The sequence below is a fragment of the Micromonospora luteifusca genome (assembly GCF_016907275.1).
Taxonomy (GTDB): domain Bacteria; phylum Actinomycetota; class Actinomycetes; order Mycobacteriales; family Micromonosporaceae; genus Micromonospora; species Micromonospora luteifusca.
Genome location: NZ_JAFBBP010000001.1, coordinates 3,244,186 through 3,267,958, shown reverse-complemented (window position 1 = coordinate 3,267,958; position 23,773 = coordinate 3,244,186). Strand labels below are relative to the sequence as shown.

The following is a 23,773-nucleotide window of genomic DNA, read 5'->3' as shown; positions in this document are numbered from 1 at the left end:
GGTGCCGGCCTAGTCCTCGGGAAGCCGGGTCGGTTGGGGCGGGAACGGCAGACCGATGCCGCCACCGCCGCCGGGCGTAGTTGGCGTGCCCGACGGCGTGCTGGTCGGCGTGCCGGTGGGCGACGGTTCGACGACCTTCTCCGGAATGCCGACCTCGATGGTCACTTTCCTGCCCTTGGCCAGTTCGGTGCCCGCATTCGGACTCTGCTTCTGGACCCGGCCGGCCTGGTCGGCCGGCACCTCGTCACCGTCGCGGATCTCGACATCGTAGCCCGCCTCGCGAAGCTCCTGGGCGGCCTCGTCCTGCGTCGAGTTGATCACGTTGGGCACCTTGCTGACGTTGCCCTTGGAAACCTCGACGATCACCGTAGTGTCCTGCGCAACGGTGGTCCCCGACGGCGGGGTCAGCTTGAGGACGATGCCCTTCTGTGCCGGGTTGTCCACTTCCTTCGGCTGGACCACCAACCCCAGATCCTCGAGCTGGGGCTTGACGTTCTCGAACTGGGAGTTGACCAGGCGAGGAGGGATCTTCACGTCGGGCTTGCCGCCACAGAGCTGGATGGTCACCGTGCTGGCCTGCTTCAGCCGAGTGCCCGGCGGAGGATTCTGCTGGGCGACGGTGCCCTTCGTGCAGTCGTTGGCCAGGACAGAGTCGCCCACCTGCGGCTGAAGTTTGGCGTTACGGATCTCGGTGACCGCGGCGGCCTGACTCTTACCGACAAGGGTGGGCACCGCCTGGTTGGCCTTGTTCTGCTGTTGGCTCCAGAGCAGGGCGGCGACCAGGGCGATCACCGCCAGCACACCCACCGCGCTGAACGTCGCGATCAACCAGGAGGACGCCTTGCGCTGGCGCGGATCGCCCACCCGGGCCATCTGCCCGGTCTGCGGCCCACCGGCGGGAGCCGGATAGCCGCCCCGGCCGGCGGCCGGTGCCATCGCCACCGTCTCCGCCTCGCGCAGCACCGGGGTGGCCAACACGGGCCGGCCGGCGGCAGCGCGGAGCAGGTCGGCACGCATCTCGCCGGCGCTCTGGTAGCGGTTGAGCGGGTTCTTCGACAGCGCCTTCAAGACGATCGCGTCGACGGCCGGGGTGACGTCCGGGTTGATGTCGCTCGGCGTCGGCGGCGTCTCCCGGACGTGCTGGTAGGCGACGCTGACCGGGCTGTCCCCGACGAACGGCGGGTGCCCGCAGACCAACTCGAAGAGCACGCAGCCGGCCGCGTACACGTCGGAGCGGGCATCGACGGCCTCGCCGCGCGCCTGCTCCGGGGAGAGGTACTGCGCGGTACCGATCACCGCGCTGGTCTGCGTCATGGTGGTCGCGCCGCTGGCCAGCGCCCGGGCGATACCGAAGTCCATCACCTTGACCTGGCCGGTCTGGGTGAGCATCACGTTGCCGGGCTTGATGTCCCGGTGGATGATGCCGTGCCGGTGGCTGAACTCCAGCGCGGCGCACATGTCGGCGCAGATCTCCAACGCCCGGCGCGGCTGCAAGCGACCCTCGGCGCCGAGAACCTCCTTCAAGGTCCGACCGTTGACGAACTCCATCACGATGAACGGCAGCGTCTCGCCGGTCGGTGCTGTTTCCTCACCGGTGTCGTAGACCGCCACGATCGCCGGGTGGTTGAGCGAGGCGGCGTTCTGCGCCTCCCGACGAAACCGCATCTGGAACGTCGCGTCCCGGGCCAGGTCGGTACGGAGCATCTTGATCGCGACGTCCCGACCGAGCCGGAGATCGCGACCGCGGTGCACCTCGGCCATGCCGCCGTAGCCGAGCAGCTCGCCGACCTGGTACCTGCCACCGAGCAGGCGGGCCTGCGCTGTCATCGCGTCTGTCGTCCTTCGCTCGTCGTCGTCCCGCCGTCGCCCGGCTGGAGTCGTATCTCCCGACGGTACGACGTCCGGGCCGGATCGTCGCGTCCGTCGAGTCGTAGCGCGCCGGACGTCACGGCGCGCGGAGTCAACCCGGCGCGTTCACCGGCCTGCGACTGCTTCCGCAGGTTGTAGGAAATCACGCCGGAGCAGAGCAGGACCAGCACGGCCAACAGGATGGCGAGAAGCACCATCCCGGGCCGGGACCGGCGGGGCTCGGGTGACGGCACCGACGGGCCGGCCGGCCGGGCGTACGCCGCCGGTTGCTGGTGGGGCGGTGCTGACGGCACCGCTGCGGCACCGCGTGGGTATCCGTTCGGTGCGACCGGCGGCCGGGCGGCCGGCGCGACGGCGGTGGGGCGCGGCTGCTGGGCCGGCGCGACCGCGGTCGGCCTCAACCCGGCGGCTGGCGGGCGGGCACCTGGCGGGCGCATTTGGTGCGCCTGCGGCACCTGGGCCCGACCGGGCGCCGCAGGCGATGCCGGCGCCGCGGAGACGGGCCCGGAGTTGCCGGCGGCCCTGGCCTGCTGGGAGAGCGCGGCCTTGAGTTGGCGGGCGACCCCGGCGAGCGCGGCGGCGCTCGGCCAACGGGCGGCCGGGTCCTTGGCCAACGCCCGTTCCACCACCGCGCGCACCTGCGGGGGGATGTCGGCGGGCAGCGGCCGGGGAGCTTCCCGGACGTGCCGCATCGCGATGTCGAGCGGGTTGTCGCCCTCGAACGGGCGCCGCCCGGCGAGGCACTGGTAGGCGACCACGCCCAGCGCGTAGACGTCCGACGCGGGGGTGGCCACGCCACCGGTGGCCTGCTCGGGCGAGATGTACGAGGCGGTGCCGAGCACCGAGCCGGCTGCGGTGAGCTGGCCGACCAGGTCGGAGCGGGCGATGCCGAAGTCGGTCAGCACCAGCGTGCCATTCGGCCGGACGAGGAGGTTGCCCGGCTTAACGTCGCGGTGCACGATGCCCTTCTCGTGCGCAGCGTGCAACGCGTCCGCGGCCTGCGCGACGAGGGCCATCGTCCGGGCCGGGGTGAGCCGGCCGACCCGGCTCAGCGTGGACGACAGGGCGTCACCCTCGACGTACTCCATGACCAGGAACGCGATCTGCTGGTCGTTGCCGAAGTCGTAGACGTCCACCACGCCGGGGTGGTTGATGGTGGCCATGGTGCGGGCCTCGCCGCGGAACCGCTCGGCAAAGTCCGGGTCGTCGAGCAGCGCGGGGAGCAAGCTCTTCACCGCGACCGTCCGGCCGAGCACCTGATCGGTGCCGCGCCAGACGTCGCCCATGCCGCCGCTGGCGATCCGCTCGTCGAGGCGGTAGCGGTTGCCGAGCTGGACACCGGGGCTGAGCATGTCAGCGACCCCCGGGGTCGGCGATCGCGGCTTTCATGATCTGGCCGGCGATCCGAGCTGCCTCGGCGCTGCCGCCGGGGCCGGCCTGTTCGAGCATCACGCAGACCGCCGAGATCGGCGTGCCGTTCTTGTCCAGCGCGAAGCCGATGAACCAGCCGTGGTCGGGCCGGTCCGGAGCGGACTGAGCGGTGCCGGTCTTGCCGCCGACCGTGTAGCCGCTGATCGCGGCCTTCTTGCCGGTGCCGTTCTGGACAACGCTGACCATCATGTCGCGCAGGTCGGAGGCGACCTGCGGGCTGACCGGCTGGCGCAGCTCCCGTGCCTTGGCGGTGTAGTAGCTGGTGGTCCGATCCGGCGCGAGCAACTGCCGCACCAGGTACGGCCGCATCTGGCTGCCGTTGTGGGCGACCGAGGCAGCGATCATGGCGCCTTCCAGCGGGGTCATCCGGACGTCCCGCTGCCCGATCGAGGACTGGGCGAGCGCGGCCGGGTCGTCCCCGCCGTCGGCGTTCTGGATGGTGCCGGTCCGGCTGGCCGCCGTGGGCAGGCCGCCCTCACCGAGCTCACCGACGGTCAGGTCCTCCTGTTCGAAGCCGAACTGTCGGGCCTTCTCCTTGATGACGTTGGCGCCGAGCTGCACGCCGAGCTGGGCGAAGCCGGTGTTGCAGGATTCGGTGACCGCTGCCAGCAGGGTGACCTTCGGCTCCGGGCAGATCGACGCCTCGGCGTTGCGAATCGGGCTGCCCGAGGTGGGCGGGGTCCAACTGGGACCGGCCGGGATCTGGGTCGTCTTGGTGATGCCGTTCTCCAGTGCTGCCGCGGCCACCACGATCTTGAAGGTGGAGCCCGGGGGCAGCGTCTCGGAGAGCGCGCGGTTCTTCAGCGGACCGGCCGGGTCCTGTTCCAACTTGTTGAACGCCGCAGCCGCCTCGGTGGTGTCGTGGCTGGCCAGCGGGTTCGGGTCGAAGCTGGGCATGGAGACGAGCGCCTGCACCGCGCCGGTACGCGGGTCGATGGCGATCGCCGCGCCCTTCTTCGCCCCCACCTGGTTGTTGCGCAGCTGGTTGTACGCCGCGTCCTGAGCCTTCTTGGAGAGCGTGAGCAGCACGTTGCCACCACCGCTGTCGTCGCCGGTGAACATGTCCTTCAACCGGTCGCCGATCAACTGGTCGCTGGTGCCGGCCAGGAAGTCGTTCTCCACCCGCTCGATGCCCTGGTCCGAAAGGTTGACCGGCTTGTAGCCGAGCACGTGGGCGTACTCGGCGCCGCCCGGGTAGGTGCGGAGGAACTTCAGGGTGCCAGTGGTCTCCTTGCTGGTGGCCACTGCCGTGCCGCCAGCCTCGATGTTGCCGCGCTTGCGCTTGTAGTCGGCAACCTGAACCCGGTCGTTGTAGTCACTGGTGCGGTATTCGTCGGCCTTGTAGGCCTGGATCCAGTTGAGGTTCGCGAAGAGCAGACCGAACAGGACCATGACGACGACGCCGACACGGCGCAGGGGTGCGTTCACGGCTTGATCACCTCCGTGGGAGCACCGTGCAGCTGCTCGGGCGGGCCGGCGGCGGGCCGGGGCGCTTTGCCGCCGGCCCCCGTGACCGGCCGACGGGCTCCGTCGGAGACCCGCAGCAACACCGCGATGAGCAGCCAGTTCGCCATCAGTGACGAACCACCGGCGGACAGGAACGGGGTGGTCTGACCGGTCAGCGGGATGAGCTTGCTGATCCCGCCGACGATCACGAAGACCTGCAGGCCGAGGGTGAACGCGAGACCACCGGCGAGCAGCTTGCCGAACGAGTCCCGCACCGCGAGCGCGGCACGCAGCCCTCGCTCCACGATCAGCAGGTAGACGACCAGCAGCGCGGAGAGCCCGAAGAGGCCGAGCTCCTCACCGATGCCGGCGAAGATGAAGTCGTTCTGCACCTCGGGCAGAAGCCCGGGCTGCCCGCCGCCCGGGCCGGCACCGAAGAGGCCGCCGGTGCCGAGCGCGAGCAGCCCCTGCACCAACTGGTAGCCCTTGTCGGTCGGATCGGCGAACGGGTCGAGCCAGATCTCGGCGCGCAGGTAGAAGTTGGCGAACGGACCGCCGACCGTCTCGCCGAGGACGTAGGCGAGGTACGCGCCACCGAAGAAGAGCACCAGGCCGATCAGCAGCCAGCTGACCCGTTCGGTGGCGATGTAGAGCGTCACCACGAACATGCCGAAGTAGAGCAGCGAGGTGCCCAGGTCCTTCTCGAAGACCAGCACCAGGACGCTGATCAGCCAGACCCCGACCACCGGGCCGAGGTCGCGCCCGCGCGGGAAGTCGATGCCGAGGAATCGCCGGCTGGCCAGCGACAGCACCTCGCGCTTGCGGACCAGGTAGTAGGCGAAGAAGACCAGCAGCGCCAACTTGGCGAACTCACCCGGCTGAATGGAGAAACCGGCGACCTGGATCCACAGCCTGGCACCGTTTCGCTCGGAGATGCTGGGCGGCAGCACCGCCGGGAGCATCACCAGCACGATGCCGGCCAACCCCAGGGTGTACGCGTACCGGGAGATCGATCGGTGGTCACGCATGACGGCGAGCAGGACGGCGGCGAGGATCACCGAGGCGAGCGTCCAGGCCAACTGACGCCCGCCCTGCCCCGCGAAGGTGGCCAGGCTCTCCCGGTCGGCGACCGGGGCTTCGCCCAGGTCGATCCGGCGGAGGAAGCCCACCCCGAGCCCGTTGAGCAGGGCCACCGCCGGCAGCAGGGCCGGGTCGGCGAACGGGGCCAGGAACCGGATGACCAGGTGCAGACCGAGGAAGACCACACCGAGCGCGGCGGCGGGCATCCAGAAGTCCGGGGTGACCGTGTCCAGCAGGTTCGCCTCGACGGTCGCGCCGTACGCGGCCACCAACGCCATGGCGAGCAGCAGCAGGGACAGTTCGGCGTTGCGGCGCGACCGCGCCAGGCGTACGCCGGACTGCTCGCCCGCGGTCGCGGGCGAGGATGCCGGTGTGGCCGCTACGGTCACGGGTGGAGTCCTCGGGATCTCAGCCGACGCTCACTCAGGAGACCGGCAGCCGGCCGGGTCGAGCGCCGGCGTGGCCGAGTCGGAGGGCGTGACGTCGGGTGTGGTGGTCGGGCCGACAGCGGCGCTGGCAGCGTCGGTCGGGCTCGCGCTGACAACCCCGTTGGGGGTCGCCGACACGTTGGCGCTCGGGCTGCCGTTCGGGGTCGGCGTCGTATCGGTCGGCACGGGCGTGGGCGTGGGCGTGCCACCCACCGCGGCGGTCGGGTCGAGCGGGCAGAGCGGCTTCAGGTTGGGGTTGCTCGGGGTGTCGCTGGTCAGCTCGGCGAGCTGACGCTCGGCGTCCGGCTCACTCTTGGCCCGAATGCCGACCTTGACCGTGTCCTGAGCAGCGACCGTGAGGTCGTCCAGTCGGGTGCCGCTGCGGCGGTGCACGGTGGAGAGGTCCATGCCGGCGATCTGACCCTGGACGCCACGGAAGACGGCGACCTGCCCCTCCTCGGTGGCTCCCACGTAGTACTGCCGCTGGGTGTACGTCCAGCCCGCGAAGGCGCCTCCGCCGATGATCACCAGCAGTGCCAGCGCCATGGCGGCGGTCCGCACCGGGCGGCGCTTCGGCCGGTCCGGTTCGTCGTCCGAGGCCGCCGGCTCCTCGGGCGCGGCCGGGCGCGGCGCGGCGAGCGCCGAGGCCCGGGCGGCCGGAGTGGAGTCGTCGGCGGAGGTTGCCATGCCCCGGTCCCGCGCGGCGGCACCGCCCACGATCGGGCTGGCCTCGACGATGTCCTGATCCGTGGCATCGGCGATGATCACCGTGATGTTGTCCGGTCCACCGCCGCGCAGCGCGAGCTGCACCAGTCGCTCGACACACTGCTGCGGGTCGGTGTACTCCCGCAGCGTGTCGCCGATGGTTTCGGCGCTGACCACACCCGACAGGCCATCGCTGCAGATCAGGTACCGGTCGCCGGGGAGCACCTGGCGCACCGAGTACTCCGGGTCGATGTCCCGGCCGTCCAGGGCCCGGGTGAGCAGTGACCGCTGCGGGTGGCTGCTCGCCTCCTCGGCGCTGATCCGGCCTTCGTCGACGAGCATCTGGACGTACGTGTCGTCCTTGGTGATCTGCGCGAATTCGCCGTTGCGCAGCAGGTAGGCCCGCGAGTCGCCGATGTGGACCATGCCCAGTTTGCTGCCGGTGAAGAGGGTCGCCGTCAGCGTGGTGCCCATCCCCTCCAACTGCGGGTTGGCGTCCACCGTGTCGCGGAGTTGTTGGTTGGCGGTGCCCACGGCCGAACGCAACGCATCGACGAGGGCGTCCCCCGGGACGTCCTCGTCGAGCGGCGCCATGGCACCGATGACGATGTTGCTGGCGACGTCACCGGCGGCCATGCCGCCCATGCCGTCGGCAACGGCGAGTAGCCGCGGCCCGGCGTAGACGGAGTCTTGATTGCCGTCTCGGATCAGACCGCGGTCGCTGTGGGCCGCATAGCGCAGGGTCAGAGTCATGGCCGTAATTCGAGGGAAGTGCGGCCGATCCGGATCGGCACGCCGAGGGGGACGGGGGTTGGTCCGGTGACCTTAGCGCGATCTAGGTACGTGCCGTTAGTCGAGCCGAGGTCCTCGACGTACCACTGCCCGTCGCGCGGCACGAGCCGGGCGTGTCGCGCGGAGGCGTAGTCGTCGGTGATGACCAGGGTGGAGTCCTCAGCCCGACCAATGGTGATCTGCGCTTCACCGAGAGTGATCCTGGTGCCGGCCAGCTGACCGGCTGTCACCACCATCTGGTGTGCCGCCCTACCCCGCTTCACCTTCGCCGGCTTCGCCGCCTGCCCCGTCGAGGCGCCCACCGCGCGCGGTGCGGCCACCAGGCGACCGGACCGGGCGCCCGCGAAGAGATCCCGACGGATCACGCCGACCACCGTGAACACGAAGATCCACAGCAGGATCAGGAATCCGAACCGGGCAACGGTGATGACCAGTTCCGGCAAGGCGGGTCAGCCGTCCACGCGGAAGGTCAGCGTCGTGGTGCCGAGCTGGACCATGTCACCGGGGTTGAGTGCGACGGCGGAGACCCGCTGCCCGTTGACCATGGTGCCGTTGGTCGACCCCAGGTCGGTCAGCACGACCTGCCCCCCGTCGAAATCCAACCGGGCGTGTCGCCGGGAGATGCCGACGTCCGGCAGGCGCAGATTGGCCTGGTCGCCGCGACCGATCACCGTCGACCCCATCTGGAGGGGGTAGGTGCGACCGTCACCGGAAACCAGCCGCACGTTGCGACCGCCGCCGTGCCCTGGCGGCGGGCCGTAGCCACCACCCTGGTCGTACGCGGGGTAGGCGGGCGGGCCGGCGTCGTAGCCGGGTGCCGACACCGGGGCGACCTCGCCACCGGTGTAGACCTCGGCCGTGACACGGAACATGCCCGTGTCCAGGCCCTCGCCTCGCTCGATCTCGACGATCACGTCGCCATAGACCGTCCACGCCTGCTCGCCGATGAACTCCGCCTGCGACTGGGCCAACTCCTGGGCCAGGGCAGCGGCGTACGGCGCCAGCCGACTGTGGTCGAACGGCGAGAGATCGATCACGTAGCGGTTGGGCACCAACGTGCGCCCACCGGCCAGGATCGCCTTGTGCGCCTCGGCCTCCCGCTGCATGGCGTTGAGGATCTCCACGGGGTGGACCACCCCTTTGAAGACCTTGGCGAAGGCCCCTTCGACCAGGCCTTCCAGACGCTTCTCGAAGCGTTGCAGCACGCTCACCGGCTCCTCCTCGGGTCCCGAGGACATGATGGTATCCGGCCGGCGCGCGCGCAGCTCACACGCCGCTCGGCCGCCTGCTCTCGACCCGTTCGGAAGGGCCGGGTCTGTCGTGCTAATCTTTCGTCCGCCACGAACGGTAATCGCTCGTGGCGAGCGCCTGGGACAGCGTAGTATTCCCGGGGCCCGCTGGAGACAGCGGGCCCGGGCGGCTACAGTGTTCCGGGTCGTGCCACGGGGATGTGGCGGAATGGCAGACGCGCACGGTTCAGGTCCGTGTGCCCGAAAGGGCGTGGGGGTTCAACTCCCCCCATCCCCACCAACGACGAGGGCTCCGCACTACGCGGGGCCCTTCCGTCATATCGGGGCGTGCCGGGCGTCACGCTATGCTGCGATGGATTCTGCCTCCGATGGACCGGGAGTGGCGTGTGAGTGTCGCGTTGGTGACAGGGTCGGGTGGCCTGATCGGCTCCGAGGCGGTCCGGCACTTTGCCGGCCTCGGTCTGGACGTCGTCGGCATCGACAACGACATGCGCCGGTATTTCTTCGGCGAGGACGGCTCCACATCCTGGAGCCTTGAGCGGCTCGGGCGCGACCTGGGCAACGCGTACACCCATTTCGCGGTGGACATCCGGGACCGGGACGGCCTGGAGCAGGTGTTCAAGAAGTACGGCAAGGACATCGCCGTGGTGATCCACAGCGCTGCCCAGCCGAGCCACGACTGGGCAGCCAAGGAGCCGTACACGGACTTCGACGTGAACGCTGGCGGCACGCTCAACATCCTGGAGAACACCCGCCGGCACGCGATCGACGCGCCGTTCATCCACTGCTCGACCAACAAGGTCTACGGCGACCGGCCCAACAGCCTGCCGCTGATCGAGCTGGAGACACGGTACGAACTGCCCGAGGACCACCGCTGGTACGAGGGCATCACCGAAGAGATGTCGATCGACCACTCGCTGCACTCGGTCTTCGGCGCCTCCAAGGTCGCCGCAGACGTGATGGTCCAGGAGTACGGCCGCTACTTCGACATGAAGACCGCCTGCTTCCGGGGCGGCACGCTGACCGGTCCGGCGCACTCGGCGGCCGAGCTGCACGGGTTCCTGGCCTACCTGATGCGCTGTGTCATGGAAGGCCGGACATACAACCTGTTCGGCTACAAGGGCAAGATGGTCCGGGACGCGATCCACTCGCGCGACGTGCTGACCGCGTTCGAGGCGTTCTTCCGGGCTCCGCGATCCGCGGAGGTCTACAACCTCGGTGGCGGCCGGCACTCCAACACCTCCCACATCGAGGCGTTCCGGATCGCGGAGGGGATCACCGGCCGCGAGGCGCGGATCAACTACGTCGAGCAGAACCGCACCGGCGACCACCAGTGGTACGTCAGCAGCATGGCCCGGTTCGAGGCGCAGTACCCGGACTGGAAGATCACATACGACGTGCCGATGATCCTGCAGGAGATCTACGAGGCCAACGTCGACAAATGGGTGCCCACGGCATGACCACGCGGACCAAGCGCAACGTGCTCGGCGTCCTGGTCGACGCCACCGACTACGCGACCGCGACCGATGCGGTGGTGACCGCGGCACACGAGCGGCGCCCGTTCGCGCTGACCGCGCTGGCCGTGCACGGCGTGATGACCGGGGTGTTGGACCGGGCGCACAACGCGCGGCTCAACTCCTTCGACGTGGTCACGCCGGACGGGCAGCCGGTGCGCTGGGCGCTCAACCTGCTGCACCACGCCGGGCTCACCGACCGGGTCTACGGGCCGACGCTGACCCTGCACGTGCTGTCGCGCTTCGCCGACGAGGGGCTGCCGGTCTACCTGTACGGCTCGACCGAGGAGACCCTCGCCAGGTTGATCCCGGCCCTGGAGCGGATGTTCCCCGCACTGAAGATCGCCGGGGTGGAGCCGTCCAAGTTTCGTGCCGTCCAGCCAGGTGAGGACGCCGAGATCGCCGACCGGATCCGGTCCAGCGGTGCCCGGCTGGTCCTGGTCGGGCTCGGCTGCCCGCGCCAGGAGGTCTTCGCGTACGCCATGCGACCGCTGCTCGACATGCCGCTGATGGCGGTCGGTGCGGCCTTCGACTACCACGCCGGGCTGCTGCGCCAGCCCCCGCCGTGGATGCAGCGTGCTGGCCTGGAGTGGTTCTGGCGTCTTGGTCTGGAGCCGAAGAGGCTCTGGCGCCGCTACGTCATCCTCAACCCGGCCTACCTGAGCCGGCTCGCCGCCCAGAAGGTCGGCCTGTGGAAGGCTCGCCCGCCGGCCCCGGCCACCGAGCGGCCGGCCACCTTCACGGTCTGATCCCGATCCGTACGACACGAGGCCCCACCCGGCAAGCCGAGTGGGGCCTCGGTCGTCGGCGGCCGGTCAGAGGGTCAGGGTCCAGGTGTTGATGTAGCCGGTGTCACCGGCGTAGACGTCCCGCGCCTGCAGTCGCCAGGTGCCGTTCGCCGCCTCACTGGAGACGTTGGCGGTGTAGGTCGTGTTCACGTTGTCGGCGCTGTCGAAGTAGCTGCTGTTCTTCAGCCGGTACGCCGAGCCGTCCGGAGCGATCAGGTCGATCACCAGGTCGCCGCGGAAGGTGTGCACGATGTTCACCGCGATCGTCGAGCTCGACGAGGCGTTGCGGTTGCAGCCGGCGATCGTGATCGAGCTGCTCACCGTGGCGCCGGTGTCCGGGATCGCGACGTCGGTGCCGTTGGTGCCGGAGCATCCGCCGCCACCCGACCCGGTCACGGTCAACGTGTAGGTGGCCGTGCGGGTGCCCGCCGCGCCGCTGCCGGTGATCGTGACCGGGTAGCTGCCGGCGGGGGTGCTCGCCGAGGTGGCGATGGTGAGGGTCGACGAGCCGCCCGACGTCACCGTCGACGGGCTGAACGACGCGGTCGCGCCGGCCGGCAGGCCGCTGGCGGAGAGGCTGACCGACTGCGCGGAGCCAGCGGTGGTGGCCGTGCCGACGGTGGCCGTCACCGAGCCACCAGGTGCGGTGGAGCCGGAGGTCGGCGACACCGACACCGAGAAGTCGTTGGCCGGCGGGGTGCCGTTCACGACGTAGAGCAGCTGGTTCGGGGTGCCGGTCCCGACGTTGGTCACCACGTTCGGGGTGGAGTTGTTGACCAGGTAGTCCCGCACCTGCTGCGGGCTCCAGGACGGATTCCCCGACAGCGCCAGCGCCGCCACGCCGGCGACGTGCGGCGATGCCATCGAGGTGCCGCTGATGGTGTTCGTCGCGCTGCTGCTGGTGTACCAGGCCGAGGTGATGTTGACGCCCGGGGCCAGGATGTCCACGCAGGTGCCGAAGTTGGAGAAGCTCGCGGCGGCGTCGTTGTTCTGCGTCGCACCCACGGTGATCGCGGAGGCGACTCGCGCCGGGGAGTAGTTGCAGGCGTTCTGCCGGACGCCGAGGGTGTTGCCGTTGCCGGCGGCGACCGCGTACGTGATGCCGGAGTTGATCGAGTTGCTGACGGCCGTGTCGATCGAACTGTTGGCGCCACCACCGAGGCTCATGTTCGCCACCGCCGGCTTGACCGCGTTCGCGGTCACCCAGTCGATGCCGGCCACCACCTGGGCGTTGGTGCCGCTGCCCTGGCAGTTGAGCACCCGGACGCCGACGATCTGGACGCCCTTGGCCACACCGTACGACGAGCCGCCGACCGTGCCCGCCACGTGTGTGCCGTGGCCGTTGCAGTCGTCGGCGGAGCCGCCGTCCACCGCGTCGAAGCCCGAGACGGCCCGACCGCCGAAGTCGTTGTGCCCGTACAGCACGCCGGTGTCGATGATGTAGGCGCGAACGTTGGATGCCGTGTTCGGGTAGGTGTACGAGCTGTTCAGGGGCAGGTTCCGCTGGTCGATCCGGTCCAGACCCCAGGAGGGTGGGTTGGTCTGCGTCCCGAAGATGGACACGGTGTGGTTCTGCTCGACGTACGCCACCGCCGGGTCGGCGGCGATCCGCGCGGCTGCGGCCGCGCTCACCGTGACCTCGAAACCGCGCAGCGCCGCGCTGTAGGTGCGGGCCACCTTGCCGCCGTGCCGGCCGGAGAGTCGCTTCGCGGTGTCGCCGACGCGGTCGCGGGCCACCGCGCTGTCCTTGAGAACGACGATGTAGCTGTCCGGCACGGCAGTGGCTCCGCCGGCCGCCCTGACCGCACCGGCGGGTTCGGCGGCCAGGGCCGGGGTGCCGACGGCCAGCACGGTCGCCATGGCCACCCCGACCAGTACGGACCTTCGTGGAAGACCCATCTCCTACCTCCCTCTGACCGGCGGCGGAACGTGTCCACCGGCCCCAACATCAATCGACAATTGCCGATCTAGCTGAGGGTAAGTCAGTGACTCGGCAGTTGGACATGTCGAAACGTCCATAACCTCGGTGGGATGGCCCCCTACGGGCCTGGCGTCCGGGGTGAACGGGGGACCGGCCCCGATTCGCCCCGCCACGATTCGGGAAAGACTCTCGAACATGGAGAGTCAGCTCACCATCCTGCTTCCGATTGCCGCCGTCTGGCTGGCCGCTGGCGTCGTCGCCGACGGGCTTCCCCGGCTGCACAACACCCGCATGCTGCGCCGGCGTACCGGATGGTTGCTGGTGCTGGCCCTCACCGGCGTGGCGCTCACCGCGACCGTGCTCGGCGGCGGCCTGTTCAGTGCCGGCACCGCGCCGGTCGACCGGGCCGCCGCCGGGCTCACCCTGGTCGCCGGCCCGGCGCTCGTGGCTGCGGTCTGCTCCCTACGGCGGATCCGCCGGCTGTGGGCCGGGGCGGGCGCGTTCGCCAGTGCCCCCGCCACGCCTGCGCCGCACGGGCTGCGCGCCGCCGCGGCCCACCCGCTCGTCGGCCTGCCACTGCAGGTGACCGCCCTGGCCACGGTGCCGGCGTTGATCGCGGCGGCGGGCACCGACCTCGGAGCCGACCCCGGTGTCACCGGGCCGGCGATCACCCTCGGCGCGCTCACGGTGCTCGCCATCGGTGTCCGACACGCGCTACGGCACAGCCGGTTCGCCGAACGGGCCCAGCCCGACGCTCCGCGATCAGCGCGGACGGCCGGCCCCCTGCACGTATAGCAACTCAAGGATCGCCCTGGTCGCCTCGAACCAGCGGTCCAGCCAGCCCGGCGGTGGCACGCTGCCCCGCGGCGGCAGCTCCATCAACAGGCCGCGCAGCAGAGGGTGGTCGGCCAGCGACCCGCTGGACTCCATCGGCCAGCCGCTCGGCGGAAACGACGGCTCGACCAGCGGGTTCGGGTCCAGCGAAGGCAGCGAGAGCGGAGGGTCCGCCGACTCGGAGGCGGACGCATCCCGCCCGCTCATGTCCTGGTCGGTCGAAACCACCTCGGTCAGCACGGTGTCCCGACGCGCTCCGCGGTACTTGCCACCGAACCGCTCCGGTTTGCCCGGACCGTTGGTGAGATTGTCTGACCCGATCGTCGTCATCCGTCTCGCCTACCTCGCTCGGTTGCCGATCGGTACGGCGGGTCGTCGACCTGCGCCGCACCGACCAGTTCAACGAGACGAGCCCGCTGTGGCGACGGGAATCCCGGCGGAACCTCGCCGACCGCCGTCGCGACGCGGGCGCTGCCCGGCCTCCCTGGACACGACAAGGCCCCCGTCCGGTCTGACCCGGACGGGGACCTCAGTTGACCACTCGGTCAGACCGCGCCGAACGCACCGCCTCGGGTGCCGCCGACGAAGGCGTGCCAGTCACTCGGGGCGAAGACCAGGGCTGGGCCCGCCTTGTCCTTCGAGTCCCGCACTCCGACCGCCCCCGTCACGTACGCCACCTCGACGCAGTTGTCACAGTTCGGCCCGCTCTTCGAGCTCTTGAACCATGCTGCCTGCGTCAGGTCCACGGGGAACCTTTTGGTCGCCATTTCCACAACGGCTCCTCTGCCAGTTTTGCGATGTGTGCGACGGACTCCTCTGGACGTATGGCCGCGGCGCGGATGTGATCGAAGATGAAGCTGTACTTCTGCAGTTCGTCGCTCTTCTCGAGGAAAAGCCCACCCGTGGCGTTCTCCGCGTACACAACATCCGGATCACCGGGTTCGGGGAAGCTGAGGATCGTGAAAGTGCCGTCCATGCCAGCGTGTGCACCCACCTCGAAGGGCAGGATCTGCAGCGTCACGTTCGGTAACTCGGCCACCTCGACCAACCGCTTGAGTTGGCCACGCATCACCTCGTCCCCGCCTACCGGCCGACGCACCACCGCCTCATCGAGTACCACCCACAGATCGACCGGATCGTCCTGGGTCAACAACGACTGACGGCCCAGACGGACACGCACCCTTTGGTGCACCTGATCGGCGGTGAAGTCCGGACGAGCGGCGCGGATCATCGCCCCGGCGTACTCCTCGGTCTCCAGGAGACCCGGCACGACCTGCTGTTCGTACGCCCGAATCGAACTCGCGGCCGCCTCCAGCCCGACGTACGCGCCGACGAGCACCGTGCTGTACGGATGCCACCAGCCCTTCTGTCGGGCCTCCCGGGCGATCTGCACGAGCTCGTCGCTCTCGGCACCGACCACGCCGTAGATCCGCAGCATGTCCCGCACGTCGCGAGGGGTGGCCGTGGTGTGCCCGGTCTCGATCCGGGAGACCTTCGACGCCGAACACTCGAGCTGCTCGGCGACCACCTCGATCGTGATCCCGGCGGACTCCCGTTGGCGGCGCAGCTCGGCTCCGAGCCGCCGCCGTCTGATGGTGGGACTGCGCCGCTCACTCATCGCGCAACCTGTGAGCCACTGGTCCCCGCCGCTGGCTGCTCGACCCCACTCGGGCTACCTCCGGTCGACGCGCCACTGGGTGACACCCGCCGGGGGCGCGACCGTCGACCGGCGAGCGTTCGCGACGATGGGGGTGGTGCCGGTCCTCGGCCGGCCGCGACGGGCGAAACCGGCTCCCAGTGTGCCGTCCATACGCGGAAGGCTTCAATAGGCCTTTCGCGCGACACGTTCACGTATCGGCAAAAGTCGACGTGCAACTTGCATGAAGCACGTCGCTGATGCACTCTGTCCGTATGGCACGGATCACTCAGCGTCTCCGTCCGCTCCCTCGGAGTGGTGACCCCACCGATCCGGGGAAGCCGGGCACGGCGCGGGCCCGGCCATCGACACCGAGACCTGCTCCGGGGTAATGACCTCGCCGCTGCAAGCCGGCAAGCTGCGGCGGCGGGCGCGGTTCCCGGAAGCAGCCGGGTGGTGGTCGGGTGGCGGCACGCCACCAGCGGGGTACGGCCCGACCACCACCATCCGCACCACCGGTTCACGAGGCACGACCCCGTCGCCGGCCGAGACGTCCCCCGTTCAGGCACCGCCGGCGCAGCTGCCGGCCGACCCTCCCCAGGAGCCCATGTGCTTCCCCGCACCGGTGACGTACTGCACGTGACTCGCGCGGCGAGTGTCCAGTTCCTCAGGCCCATCAAGTTCCGGGTCATCCGGGTGCTCGACTGGCCTACCTATGACGGCTGGCTCTGGCTCGACGGCTACGAGTTGAACGCCGCGGGCGACGCGGTCAACCGACGGTCGATCTTCGTCCAGCGGGACGGGCTGCAGCAACTGCAGGCAGCCTCCGAGCCCCGCCCCCACACCGTACGGGCCCGACGTCCGGTGACCCGCACACCACTCCGGGTCGGCTGACCGACCCGATCCGCCGCCGGTGGGCGTGCCGTCGCCATAGAATCGGTACGCCCACCCCGGCACTGTTCCACCCGCGCGTCCAGGACCCTGACCCTGGGATGGTCATGGTCAATCAGCCCGCCCTGCGGCGGCACCACCGCTCCCGTATCGCCTACGCATTTGGACTGCTCGCCCTCCTCGGGGCGATGGCCACACTCCTGGTCCTCGTCCACGACCCGGCGATGTCATCCACCCGGCTGGCCACACCGGTGCCCGCACCGGAGATCACCGTGGTCGACGCCGACCCGCCGACGGACGACGGTCCATCGGTGCACGAAGAACCCGACTGGATCGGCGCCGACGGCCCGAGCAGCCACGCTGGTGTCACCGACCCGACCGAGCCGGTGGCCGGCCGCGGTGCCGGCGGCCAGTCCGACGGCAGTCAGGAACTCACCGAAGCAGCTCCGGTGGGGCGCAACGCGCCGGACGCCCGCCGCTCCCTGTTCTGGTCCGGGATCTTCGGGCTCGCTATCTCGCTGGCCGGCCTCGGCCTGGTCGGTACCCGCCGCCGGATGTGGTGACCGCCGGTGTCACGGCGTACTCGACGACGTCGGGCTCGGCGCGGTCGGGCTCACCCCGGTCGAGGGCCGGGCCTGCGAGATGATCAGCAGCACCTCGTCATCGGTCGACACCGGCGTGCCCGTCTGAGGCTCGGTGCCCACCACAGTCCCCGGCGGCAACTCCGACGGGCGGTACACCACCCGGTAGGCAATGCCGAGCCGGTCCAGCAGACCCTCGGCGGTGGCCTGCGGCAGGCCGGCGAGCGGTGGCACCGGCACCTCGACCGACGCGCTGGTGGCCGCCGGGCTGCTCGGCGTCGCGCTGGTCGGCGCGGCCGAGGAGGGGGATGCGCTGGTCGGTGCGGCGCTGGTGGCGCTGGCTGGCGGGAGTGACGGAGTGGAAGCCGGACCGTCCCGGTCGTCATCCCGCGTCGAGAGCACCAACCAGAGCGCACCCCCGAGCAGTGCGGCGAGCAGCAGCGCGAGAACACCCCAGAGGATCGGCAGCCACCATCGCCGGCCGCCCTGCTCCTCGACGTACCAATCCCCGGCGGGTTCAGCCGACCGGGGCGGTCGGACCTCGGCCCGCCCGGACCACGACGGCGAGGCCGACGGCTCCGCGGGTATCCGCGCCGTCCGGTCGACCGGCGGGCCCGGTCGAGTGGCGGCGGAACGATCGATCGGCATGGTCTCGTCGGGGGACACGGCGGGGCGAGCCGAGACATCTCGGCCGATCGGTGCCGTTTCATCCGGCTCGGCGGCGGGTCGGGCCGGTTGCGGTGGCTCCGGGCGGTCGCTGGCGGGTGGCAGGGGGCGGGTCCGGTCATCGTCGTGCTCGCCGGTGGGCGGCTCCTGGCGGTCGTCGCTCATCGCACGTCCTTTCCCGAACCGGACGGGCGTCATGGCCCTCGACCGTCAACCTAGCCGCCCGCACCGCCATCGGTGGGGATCAGCGTGCCGAGCCGCGCCGGACGCCAGCACTGACGTGGTGCTCCGATATCCGGCTGGTGCGGCCTTCCGGGGTCGTCGCGAGGATCGGCTCGCGGGGCGAGATCAGGAAGTGGGTTTCGTGGTCGGCTGGTCCGGGGCGCCCGCCCCACACCAGATGCTGACCTCGTCGTTCCATCGGGCAGGGCCGTCCTCGGCCGGCTCCTGCTTGGCGACCTTTCCGCTGCGGCCACTGATGTAACGCGGGTACAGACCCTCGTCGATCAAATCGTCGACGGCCTTTGCGCAGTCCTTTCCGACCACGTCCGGCACCTCCGCGTCTGGCGCTGGCCCAGCCACCTGCAGTTGCACGGTCGTACCCCGGGCGACCTCGGCGCCCACCTCCGGTGCGGCGCTCTCGACCGTACGACCCGCGCCGCTACCGAAGATCAGCTGTCAGCCCAGCCGCTGCTTGCGCAGCATGTCCCGGGCCTGCACAAAGTCGGTGCCGACCACCGGAGGCACGGTCAGGCCGGCCCCCTTGGTGGCCGTGGCGGAGGTCCGGACGGGCGATGGCGTGGTCCGGCCGGTGCTCGGCCGGGGCGCGGTGGCCCGGCCGGTCGGCGGACCGGCCGTGGTCGCGACCGCCAGCGGATCCCCCGAGGGGTTGTCGCCGTCGCCGGCCAGCAGCCACCCGCCGGTCGCACCGATCGCGGCGAGCAGCACAGCGACCAACCCACCACCGAGCAGTACGTTGGCCCGCCCCGGCCCGCCGCCGTCCCAGCCGCCAACGGCATCCTGCTGGCCCATGTTCGTGTCCGTCATGCCGCCCACCGCCTCATCACCGGCGACCGTACCGCCCGTCGCCCAATCCGCTGCGCCGGCGGTTCATACCGGCGGGTCGTTGCGACTCGCCGCACCGACGACGGGACGTTACGCTGCCCGGCATGGCCAGACAGGGCTGGGGAGTGTCGATCGCGACCGCGATCGGGGTCGCTGCCGGCGCGGGCGCCGCGCAACTGGGCTTCGGCTACGGGCTGGGCGTTCTCACGTGGACGCCCACCGATGCCGGTGCCACCGATACAGCCTGGGCCGACGGCCTCGCCTGGGCCACCTGGCTCGCCGCCAGTTCGACGGTCCTCGGGGCAGTCTGCGCGCAGCGGCTACACCAACGCAACGCACCAGCGCCGGCCGAGCCGCAATCCGAGGAGGGTCCTGACGCCGCGACCTCGCCGGAGCAGCCGACCCAGGGCGGGCACGTCACCGGCGCCGCGGCGACCGTCACGCGCTCAGCACCGGTGGTCGAGGCCCCGACCCGTGGCCGAGGCGACCTGTTGCGGCGGGTGGCCCTTGCGCTCGGCGCCGGGATCGGCGGGCTGGTCACCGTGCTGCTGATCGCCGTACCCGCGCGGGTCGCCACCGGAGCAGACACCGGAGCACCACAACGGACGGCCGCGGTGCAGGCGACGCTTGGCATCCTGATTGGCGTGCTCGTCGCGATCTGGGCGCTTCGCTCCCGGGTTGCGGCGATCAACGTGACCGCCACCGCCGCCTGGCTCTGGCTGCTCGCGGTGGTCTCGGTGATCGACGGGGTACGCGTCGGACGAGGGCTGACCGGCGCCCAGCTCGGCACCTGGCAGCTCGACCCGGACCACCCGCGCTACTGGATATCCGACCAGCTCTACTGGCCCGGCGCGCTGTTGGCACTCGTGCCCGCGCTGCTGATCGGCGCGCTGGCCGCCCGGCGGGCCGCCCGATCGGCCGGGCACCGCGTCGGCGCCGCGGCCTCCGGCGCTGCCGGTCCGGTGCTCGTCGCGCTCGCCTACCTGACCACTCTGCCGCACTGGTCGACGCTGGGCCCCGCGCAGCTGTCCACCCAGCTGATCGCCCCGTATGCGGTGCTGGCCGGTATCGGCGGATCGGTGCTGGCCGCCGTCCTGGCCGAGCGGGCCGACCGGAGTGCGGCTGCGTCGGCCACGAAGACCGCCCCGGCCCCGGCAACTCAAACCGGCTCGACCCCGGCAACTCAGGGCGACTCAGCCCCGGCAACTCGCGGCGACTCGACCTCGGCAACTCGCGGCGACTCGACCTCGGCAACTCGCGGCGACTCGACCTCGGCAACTCGCAGCGACTCGACCTCGGCCACCGGCGGCGGCGGGCCGACCCCGACCGCTCGGGCCAACCCGGCTCCGGTCGACAGGGGCGACTCCGGGCCGTCGACTTCCGCCTCGTCGATCGGCACCGCGCCTCGGCGCGGCAGGGCCGACGCCGCACCGCGGACAACCGGGACGGGCCCTCTACCGGGCGAGGCCACCGCCGCACCGCGGGTGCCCGCGCCGCGTACCGAACCGAACCTCTCCGGTCCAGCCCACCCTGCCGAAACAGGAACAGCGGAGGATCCGACGGCCAGCGGTCGGCGCACCCGCGCAACCCGCCGACCCACCCGCCCCACCACCGACTAAACCCCGACCCACCGGGCCCTCCGGGCCCAACCCTCCGGACCCTCCGGGCCCTCCGGACCCGACCCACATCGTCGATCATGAGGTTATTGCCACCCCACCCGGCGTGTCGTGGCAACAACCTCATGATCGACGGGGGCTGGCGGCAGGGGGCGGGCGGCCGGGTGCGGTGGGTGGGGGTTCTGGGTTAGTTGACTGGCCAGGTGTGGACGGGTTCGTTGGCGCGCTGGAGTTCGGCGTAGCGCTGGACCATGTGGTGCAGGGCTGCCGTGCGGTCCATGCCGTGGTGGCGCTCCGCGGCCCACACTGCCTCGGTCTGCCAGACGGCACCGTTACGGCCGGTCCGGCAGCGCTGCTCGATGATGCCGAGCAGGCGGTCCCGTTGCGCCGGGGCCACACCGAACCCGTCCAGGCCGGCCGCGGCGGTCGGCAGCAACCGCTCCAGCACCAGCCTGGAGACCGGCACGTCGCCGAGGCCGGGCCAGTGCAGCGAGGCGTCGAGGCCACGTCGGGCGGCGGCGTGGAAGTTTTCCTCGGCGGAGCTGAAGGTGAGTTGACTCCAGATCGGGCGGTCCGCCTCCGCCAGCCCTCGTGCCAGCCCGAAGTAGAAGGCCGCGTTGGCGAGCATGTCCACCACCGTCGGACCGGCCGGCAGCACCCGGTTCTCCACCCGCAGGTGCGGTCGGCCGTTCATGATGTCGTAGACCGGGCGATTCCACCGGTAGACCGTGCCGTTGTGCAGCCTCAGCTCGCCGAGTTGCGGCACACCGCCGGCGTGCAGCACCTCCACCGGGTCCTCGTCTTCGCAGATTGGCAGCAGCGGCGGAAAATACCGGACGTTCTCCTCGAACAGGTCGAAGATCGAGGTGATCCAGCGCTCGCCGAACCACACCCGGGGTCGTACGCCCTGGGCCTTGAGCTCATCCGGTCGAGTGTCGGTGGCCTGCTCGAACAGGGCGATCCGAGTTTCGGCCCAGAGCTGGCGTCCGTACAGGAAGGGGCTGTTCGCCCCGATCGCCACCTGCACACCGGCGATGGCCTGGGACGCGTTCCAGTAGTCGGCGAAGCTGTCCGGTGCCACCTGGAGGTGGAACTGGAGGCTGGTGCAGGCGGCCTCGGGGGCGATCGAGTCGGTGTGCGTCTGCAACTGCTCGACGCCACGGATGTCCAGCTCGATGTCCTCGCCGCGGGCGCCGACGATCTGGTCGTTGAGCACTCGGTAACGCTCGTTGGTGGAGAGGTTGTCCTCGACCAGGTGCCCCTCGGTGAGGGTGGGCAGGATCCCGACCAGGACGATCTTCGCGTCGGACTTGGCCGCGCGCTCGTCGGCCCGGGAGAGGCTGCCGCGCAGGTCGTGCTCGTAGTCGGCGAAGCCGGTGCCTTCGATCAGTCGGGGCTCGGCGTTGAGTTCGAGGTTGAACTGCCCCAGCTCGGTCTGGAACAGCGGGTCGGCGATGTCGGCGAGGATCTCCTCGTTGCGCATCGCCGGCTCGGCGGCCGAGTCGACCAGGTTGAGCTCGATCTCCAGGCCGGTCATTGGCCGGTCGGCGTCGAACCCGAAGTCGTCCAGCATCAGGGCGAAGACGTCCAGGCAGCGCCGCACCTTCTGCCGGTAGCGGACGCGATCGTCCCGGGTGAAGGCGCCCTGCGAGACGTCCCTGCCCATGTGTCCTCCCGACGGCCGGCGCGGTCGGGATCCTGCCGTCCCGGAAAGCGCATTGTGAACCCTCCACGTTAAGAGCGCCCACCTGACCGGGCCAGAGGCCGACAGCGGTGATCCGACATCGACCGGAGCGGGCGCGCTCGTGGCGCCATCTGTACCCCGTCGTCGACCGACCGGACCGGATGGCGGTACGAACAACTCGTGACAATTACCACGGCATCGGCGTCGGGTACGGAGACGACGCAGGGCCCGCGCCAACGTGCGGCGCGGGCCCTGCGTACTGACGATCCGGGGTGGATCAGGCCTGGCGGACGGCCTCGCCCTCGATCTCGATCTTGATCTTGCGGCTGACCAGCACGCCGCCGGTCTCCAGGGCGACGTTCCAGGTCAGGCCGAACTCCTCGCGGTCGATCTCGGTGCTCGCGGAGAAACCGAAGATGTCCTGACCGAACGGGCTGCGGCCGACACCCTCGAACTCCACCTTCAGCTCGACCGGCTGGGTGACGTCCTTGATGCTCAGCTCGCCGGTGAGCACGAACTCGCTGCCACGACGGGACTTGACCCCGGTGCTGCGGAACTCGATCGTCGGGAAATTCTCGGATTCCAGGAACTCGGGGCTGCGCAGGTGTGCGTCCCGGTCGGCCTGGGTGGTGTCGATGCTGGCGGCCTGAATGGTCGCGACGACCGACGACTGCAGCGGGTCCTCGGCAACGGTGATGGTGGCGGTCGCCTCCTTGAACTCACCACGAACCTTGCTGACCATCATGTGCCGGGCAACGAAGCCGACACGCTTGTGTGCCACGTCGAGCGCGTAGGTGCCGGCCGTCGGGATGGTGAGGCCGTCCCAGTCGCGGGTAACCGCATCGATGCTGCTGGTCATGCTGCTGTCCTCCAGAAGAATGTTTAGTAGCCCAACGACTGCTGAAGCAAATACAACCGCAACAACATTCCCCGTGTCAAGTACTGGTAGGGTGAACCCGTGACCAACGTGTTCGACGATCCTCGGATCACCGCCGTCGGCCTGCTCTTCGAGGCACACGCCGGGCTGTCAGCCCGGTTCAACGCCCAATTCGAGGAGCACGGCCTCTCCGCGGTCGAGTTCGAGGTCATCACCCGACTCGCCCGCTCGCCGGGCAACCAACTGCGCATGACCGACCTCGCGGCGCAAACCTCGCTGTCGACCAGCGGCGTGACGCGCGTCGTGGACCGGATGGAACGGGACGGTCTACTCACCCGCCGAGCCTGTCCGAGTGACCGACGCAGCTCGTACGCGGTGGTCACCGCCGCCGGGATGTCCCGACTGAACGAGACGCTACCCGGGCATCTGCAGATGATCGAGCAGTGGTTCACCGGCCAACTCGACCCGGAGGCGCTGGCGGCTCTTCTGGACGGGCTGCGTCGAGTCCGTGACGCCGCGCATCCATGCGCCACCGCTGGCAGCGACGACGTCGGCCCTGAGCAGCAAACCGCCGCCACCGGCAGCGGCAGACAACGCTGAGCGCCGTACGTGGCAGGACCGGCAGAAAGACCGGCAGAACTGGCCCGGCCAAGCCGGAGGATTCGGTCTAACCCGACTTCCTGCCGCCGTAGCGGTGGC

At 70.4% G+C, this 23,773-nt stretch carries 23 protein-coding genes and 1 tRNA gene; 8 read left to right on the top strand and 16 right to left on the bottom strand.

The window, feature by feature from the left end:
• Positions 1-9 precede the first annotated feature (9 nt).
• Genes pknB through JOD64_RS14620 form a run of 7 tightly spaced genes read right to left on the bottom strand, consistent with a single transcriptional unit; the run spans position 10 to position 8,989 of the window.
• The gene (pknB, locus tag JOD64_RS14650; protein WP_204942740.1) at positions 10-1,827 is read right to left on the bottom strand and encodes a Stk1 family PASTA domain-containing Ser/Thr kinase; all 1,818 of its coding nucleotides are present in this window, start codon (positions 1,825-1,827) and stop codon (positions 10-12) included.
• A complete protein-coding gene (locus JOD64_RS14645) occupies positions 1,824-3,221 on the bottom strand; it encodes a serine/threonine-protein kinase (RefSeq protein ID WP_204942739.1) in 1,398 nt (465 codons plus the stop codon). The genes pknB and JOD64_RS14645 overlap by 4 nt, the downstream gene beginning before the upstream one ends.
• A 1-nt stretch (position 3,222) precedes the next feature.
• Positions 3,223-4,728 carry a peptidoglycan D,D-transpeptidase FtsI family protein gene (locus JOD64_RS14640; RefSeq protein WP_204942738.1) on the bottom strand — a complete coding sequence of 502 codons (1,506 nt, stop codon included), beginning with the start codon at positions 4,726-4,728 and terminating at the stop codon, positions 3,223-3,225.
• Positions 4,725-6,215: an FtsW/RodA/SpoVE family cell cycle protein gene (locus JOD64_RS14635; RefSeq protein ID WP_204942737.1), complete on the bottom strand. Its 1,491-nt coding sequence runs from the start codon at positions 6,213-6,215 to the stop codon at positions 4,725-4,727. Before JOD64_RS14635 ends, JOD64_RS14640 begins: the two co-directional genes overlap by 4 nt.
• Before the next feature lie 30 nt (positions 6,216-6,245).
• Positions 6,246-7,712 (bottom strand): PP2C family protein-serine/threonine phosphatase, encoded by a 1,467-nt coding sequence (locus JOD64_RS14630; RefSeq protein WP_204942736.1) that lies wholly within the window; start codon positions 7,710-7,712, stop codon positions 6,246-6,248.
• On the bottom strand, positions 7,709-8,194 hold the full coding sequence (locus JOD64_RS14625; protein WP_110562905.1) for an FHA domain-containing protein FhaB/FipA: 486 nt from the start codon (positions 8,192-8,194) through the stop codon (positions 7,709-7,711). Before JOD64_RS14625 ends, JOD64_RS14630 begins: the two co-directional genes overlap by 4 nt.
• Before the next feature lie 6 nt (positions 8,195-8,200).
• The gene (locus tag JOD64_RS14620; RefSeq protein ID WP_007454122.1) at positions 8,201-8,989 is read right to left on the bottom strand and encodes an FHA domain-containing protein; all 789 of its coding nucleotides are present in this window, start codon (positions 8,987-8,989) and stop codon (positions 8,201-8,203) included.
• 206 nt (positions 8,990-9,195) lie between these two features.
• Between JOD64_RS14620 and JOD64_RS14615 the strand changes: the two genes are divergently transcribed.
• The 3 genes from JOD64_RS14615 (at position 9,196) to JOD64_RS14605 (ending at position 11,264) form a co-directional block, all read left to right on the top strand.
• Positions 9,196-9,281 (top strand) — tRNA-Leu (locus JOD64_RS14615).
• Positions 9,282-9,345: 64 nt separating this feature from the next.
• Positions 9,346-10,461, top strand: coding sequence for an NAD-dependent epimerase/dehydratase family protein (locus JOD64_RS14610; protein ID WP_204942735.1), 1,116 nt, complete (start codon positions 9,346-9,348; stop codon positions 10,459-10,461).
• Complete coding sequence (locus JOD64_RS14605) at positions 10,443-11,264, top strand: WecB/TagA/CpsF family glycosyltransferase (RefSeq protein ID WP_204942734.1); 822 nt, start codon at positions 10,443-10,445, stop codon at positions 11,262-11,264. The genes JOD64_RS14610 and JOD64_RS14605 overlap by 19 nt, the downstream gene beginning before the upstream one ends.
• 66 nt (positions 11,265-11,330) lie before the next feature.
• Here the strand turns inward: JOD64_RS14605 and JOD64_RS14600 are convergent, their stop codons facing one another.
• Positions 11,331-13,202, bottom strand: a complete 1,872-nt coding sequence (locus JOD64_RS14600; protein WP_204942733.1) for a S8 family peptidase — start codon at positions 13,200-13,202, stop codon at positions 11,331-11,333.
• A gap of 217 nt (positions 13,203-13,419) precedes the next feature.
• Between JOD64_RS14600 and JOD64_RS14595 the strand changes: the two genes are divergently transcribed.
• On the top strand, positions 13,420-14,019 hold the full coding sequence (locus tag JOD64_RS14595; protein WP_204942732.1) for a hypothetical protein: 600 nt from the start codon (positions 13,420-13,422) through the stop codon (positions 14,017-14,019).
• Here the strand turns inward: JOD64_RS14595 and JOD64_RS14590 are convergent.
• The 3 genes from JOD64_RS14590 to JOD64_RS14580 all read right to left on the bottom strand — a co-directional run bounded on the left by JOD64_RS14590 (position 13,987) and on the right by JOD64_RS14580 (position 15,676).
• The gene (locus JOD64_RS14590) at positions 13,987-14,388 is read right to left on the bottom strand and encodes a hypothetical protein (protein ID WP_204942731.1); all 402 of its coding nucleotides are present in this window, start codon (positions 14,386-14,388) and stop codon (positions 13,987-13,989) included. The two genes, JOD64_RS14595 and JOD64_RS14590, sit on opposite strands and share 33 nt — an antisense overlap.
• Before the next feature lie 215 nt (positions 14,389-14,603).
• On the bottom strand, positions 14,604-14,825 hold the full coding sequence (locus JOD64_RS14585; protein ID WP_204942730.1) for a DUF397 domain-containing protein: 222 nt from the start codon (positions 14,823-14,825) through the stop codon (positions 14,604-14,606).
• Positions 14,795-15,676, bottom strand: a complete 882-nt coding sequence (locus tag JOD64_RS14580; RefSeq protein WP_110562910.1) for a helix-turn-helix domain-containing protein — start codon at positions 15,674-15,676, stop codon at positions 14,795-14,797. Before JOD64_RS14580 ends, JOD64_RS14585 begins: the two co-directional genes overlap by 31 nt.
• Positions 15,677-16,303: 627 nt before the next feature.
• On the opposite strand from JOD64_RS14580, the gene JOD64_RS14575 reads away from it, so the two are divergent.
• Together JOD64_RS14575 and JOD64_RS14570 are read left to right on the top strand one after the other, a co-directional pair.
• Positions 16,304-16,588, top strand: coding sequence for a hypothetical protein (locus JOD64_RS14575; protein ID WP_204942729.1), 285 nt, complete (start codon positions 16,304-16,306; stop codon positions 16,586-16,588).
• A 98-nt stretch (positions 16,589-16,686) separates the two neighbouring features.
• The gene (locus tag JOD64_RS14570; RefSeq protein ID WP_204942728.1) at positions 16,687-17,148 is read left to right on the top strand and encodes a hypothetical protein; all 462 of its coding nucleotides are present in this window, start codon (positions 16,687-16,689) and stop codon (positions 17,146-17,148) included.
• Between the two features lie 9 nt (positions 17,149-17,157).
• Here the strand turns inward: JOD64_RS14570 and JOD64_RS14565 are convergent, their stop codons facing one another.
• The 3 genes from JOD64_RS14565 to JOD64_RS33000 all read right to left on the bottom strand — a co-directional run bounded on the left by JOD64_RS14565 (position 17,158) and on the right by JOD64_RS33000 (position 18,879).
• Positions 17,158-17,997 carry a PASTA domain-containing protein gene (locus tag JOD64_RS14565; RefSeq protein WP_204942727.1) on the bottom strand — a complete coding sequence of 280 codons (840 nt, stop codon included), beginning with the start codon at positions 17,995-17,997 and terminating at the stop codon, positions 17,158-17,160.
• Between the two features lie 183 nt (positions 17,998-18,180).
• The gene (locus JOD64_RS33005; protein WP_307813404.1) at positions 18,181-18,426 is read right to left on the bottom strand and encodes a PASTA domain-containing protein; all 246 of its coding nucleotides are present in this window, start codon (positions 18,424-18,426) and stop codon (positions 18,181-18,183) included.
• 84 nt (positions 18,427-18,510) lie between these two features.
• Complete coding sequence (locus JOD64_RS33000) at positions 18,511-18,879, bottom strand: hypothetical protein (RefSeq protein WP_239559518.1); 369 nt, start codon at positions 18,877-18,879, stop codon at positions 18,511-18,513.
• A 122-nt stretch (positions 18,880-19,001) separates the two neighbouring features.
• On the opposite strand from JOD64_RS33000, the gene JOD64_RS14555 reads away from it, so the two are divergent.
• Complete coding sequence (locus tag JOD64_RS14555; protein WP_204942726.1) at positions 19,002-20,516, top strand: hypothetical protein; 1,515 nt, start codon at positions 19,002-19,004, stop codon at positions 20,514-20,516.
• 184 nt (positions 20,517-20,700) lie between these two features.
• Here JOD64_RS14555 and JOD64_RS14550 read toward each other — a convergent pair whose 3' ends face one another.
• Positions 20,701-22,179: a glutamate-cysteine ligase family protein gene (locus JOD64_RS14550; protein ID WP_204942725.1), complete on the bottom strand. Its 1,479-nt coding sequence runs from the start codon at positions 22,177-22,179 to the stop codon at positions 20,701-20,703.
• A 295-nt stretch (positions 22,180-22,474) separates the two neighbouring features.
• The gene (locus tag JOD64_RS14545) at positions 22,475-23,056 is read right to left on the bottom strand and encodes a YceI family protein (protein WP_204942724.1); all 582 of its coding nucleotides are present in this window, start codon (positions 23,054-23,056) and stop codon (positions 22,475-22,477) included.
• Between the two features lie 99 nt (positions 23,057-23,155).
• Between JOD64_RS14545 and JOD64_RS14540 the strand changes: the two genes are divergently transcribed.
• Positions 23,156-23,674, top strand: coding sequence for a MarR family winged helix-turn-helix transcriptional regulator (locus JOD64_RS14540; RefSeq protein WP_204942723.1), 519 nt, complete (start codon positions 23,156-23,158; stop codon positions 23,672-23,674).
• The last annotated feature ends 99 nt before the right edge of the window (positions 23,675-23,773 follow it).

What these genes read in the sequence shown, in the direction of transcription:
- JOD64_RS33000 (WP_239559518.1), bottom strand. Translation starts at nt 18,879, where the DNA reads ATGACGGACACGAACATGGGCCAGCAGGATGCCGTTGGCGGCTGGGAC.
- JOD64_RS14620 (WP_007454122.1), bottom strand. Translation starts at nt 8,989, where the DNA reads ATGTCCTCGGGACCCGAGGAGGAGCCGGTGAGCGTGCTGCAACGCTTC.
- JOD64_RS14570 (WP_204942728.1), top strand. Translation starts at nt 16,687, where the DNA reads ATGGTCATGGTCAATCAGCCCGCCCTGCGGCGGCACCACCGCTCCCGT.
- JOD64_RS14600 (WP_204942733.1), bottom strand. Translation starts at nt 13,202, where the DNA reads ATGGGTCTTCCACGAAGGTCCGTACTGGTCGGGGTGGCCATGGCGACC.
- JOD64_RS14565 (WP_204942727.1), bottom strand. Translation starts at nt 17,997, where the DNA reads ATGAGCGACGACCGCCAGGAGCCGCCCACCGGCGAGCACGACGATGAC.
- JOD64_RS14645 (WP_204942739.1), bottom strand. Translation starts at nt 3,221, where the DNA reads ATGCTCAGCCCCGGTGTCCAGCTCGGCAACCGCTACCGCCTCGACGAG.
- JOD64_RS14550 (WP_204942725.1), bottom strand. Translation starts at nt 22,179, where the DNA reads ATGGGCAGGGACGTCTCGCAGGGCGCCTTCACCCGGGACGATCGCGTC.
- JOD64_RS14555 (WP_204942726.1), top strand. Translation starts at nt 19,002, where the DNA reads ATGGCCAGACAGGGCTGGGGAGTGTCGATCGCGACCGCGATCGGGGTC.
- pknB (WP_204942740.1), bottom strand. Translation starts at nt 1,827, where the DNA reads ATGACAGCGCAGGCCCGCCTGCTCGGTGGCAGGTACCAGGTCGGCGAG.
- JOD64_RS14545 (WP_204942724.1), bottom strand. Translation starts at nt 23,056, where the DNA reads ATGACCAGCAGCATCGATGCGGTTACCCGCGACTGGGACGGCCTCACC.
- JOD64_RS14610 (WP_204942735.1), top strand. Translation starts at nt 9,346, where the DNA reads ATGCTGCGATGGATTCTGCCTCCGATGGACCGGGAGTGGCGTGTGAGT.
- JOD64_RS14590 (WP_204942731.1), bottom strand. Translation starts at nt 14,388, where the DNA reads ATGACGACGATCGGGTCAGACAATCTCACCAACGGTCCGGGCAAACCG.
- JOD64_RS14580 (WP_110562910.1), bottom strand. Translation starts at nt 15,676, where the DNA reads ATGAGTGAGCGGCGCAGTCCCACCATCAGACGGCGGCGGCTCGGAGCC.
- JOD64_RS14630 (WP_204942736.1), bottom strand. Translation starts at nt 7,712, where the DNA reads ATGACTCTGACCCTGCGCTATGCGGCCCACAGCGACCGCGGTCTGATC.
- JOD64_RS14605 (WP_204942734.1), top strand. Translation starts at nt 10,443, where the DNA reads ATGGGTGCCCACGGCATGACCACGCGGACCAAGCGCAACGTGCTCGGC.
- JOD64_RS14585 (WP_204942730.1), bottom strand. Translation starts at nt 14,825, where the DNA reads ATGGCGACCAAAAGGTTCCCCGTGGACCTGACGCAGGCAGCATGGTTC.
- JOD64_RS14595 (WP_204942732.1), top strand. Translation starts at nt 13,420, where the DNA reads ATGGAGAGTCAGCTCACCATCCTGCTTCCGATTGCCGCCGTCTGGCTG.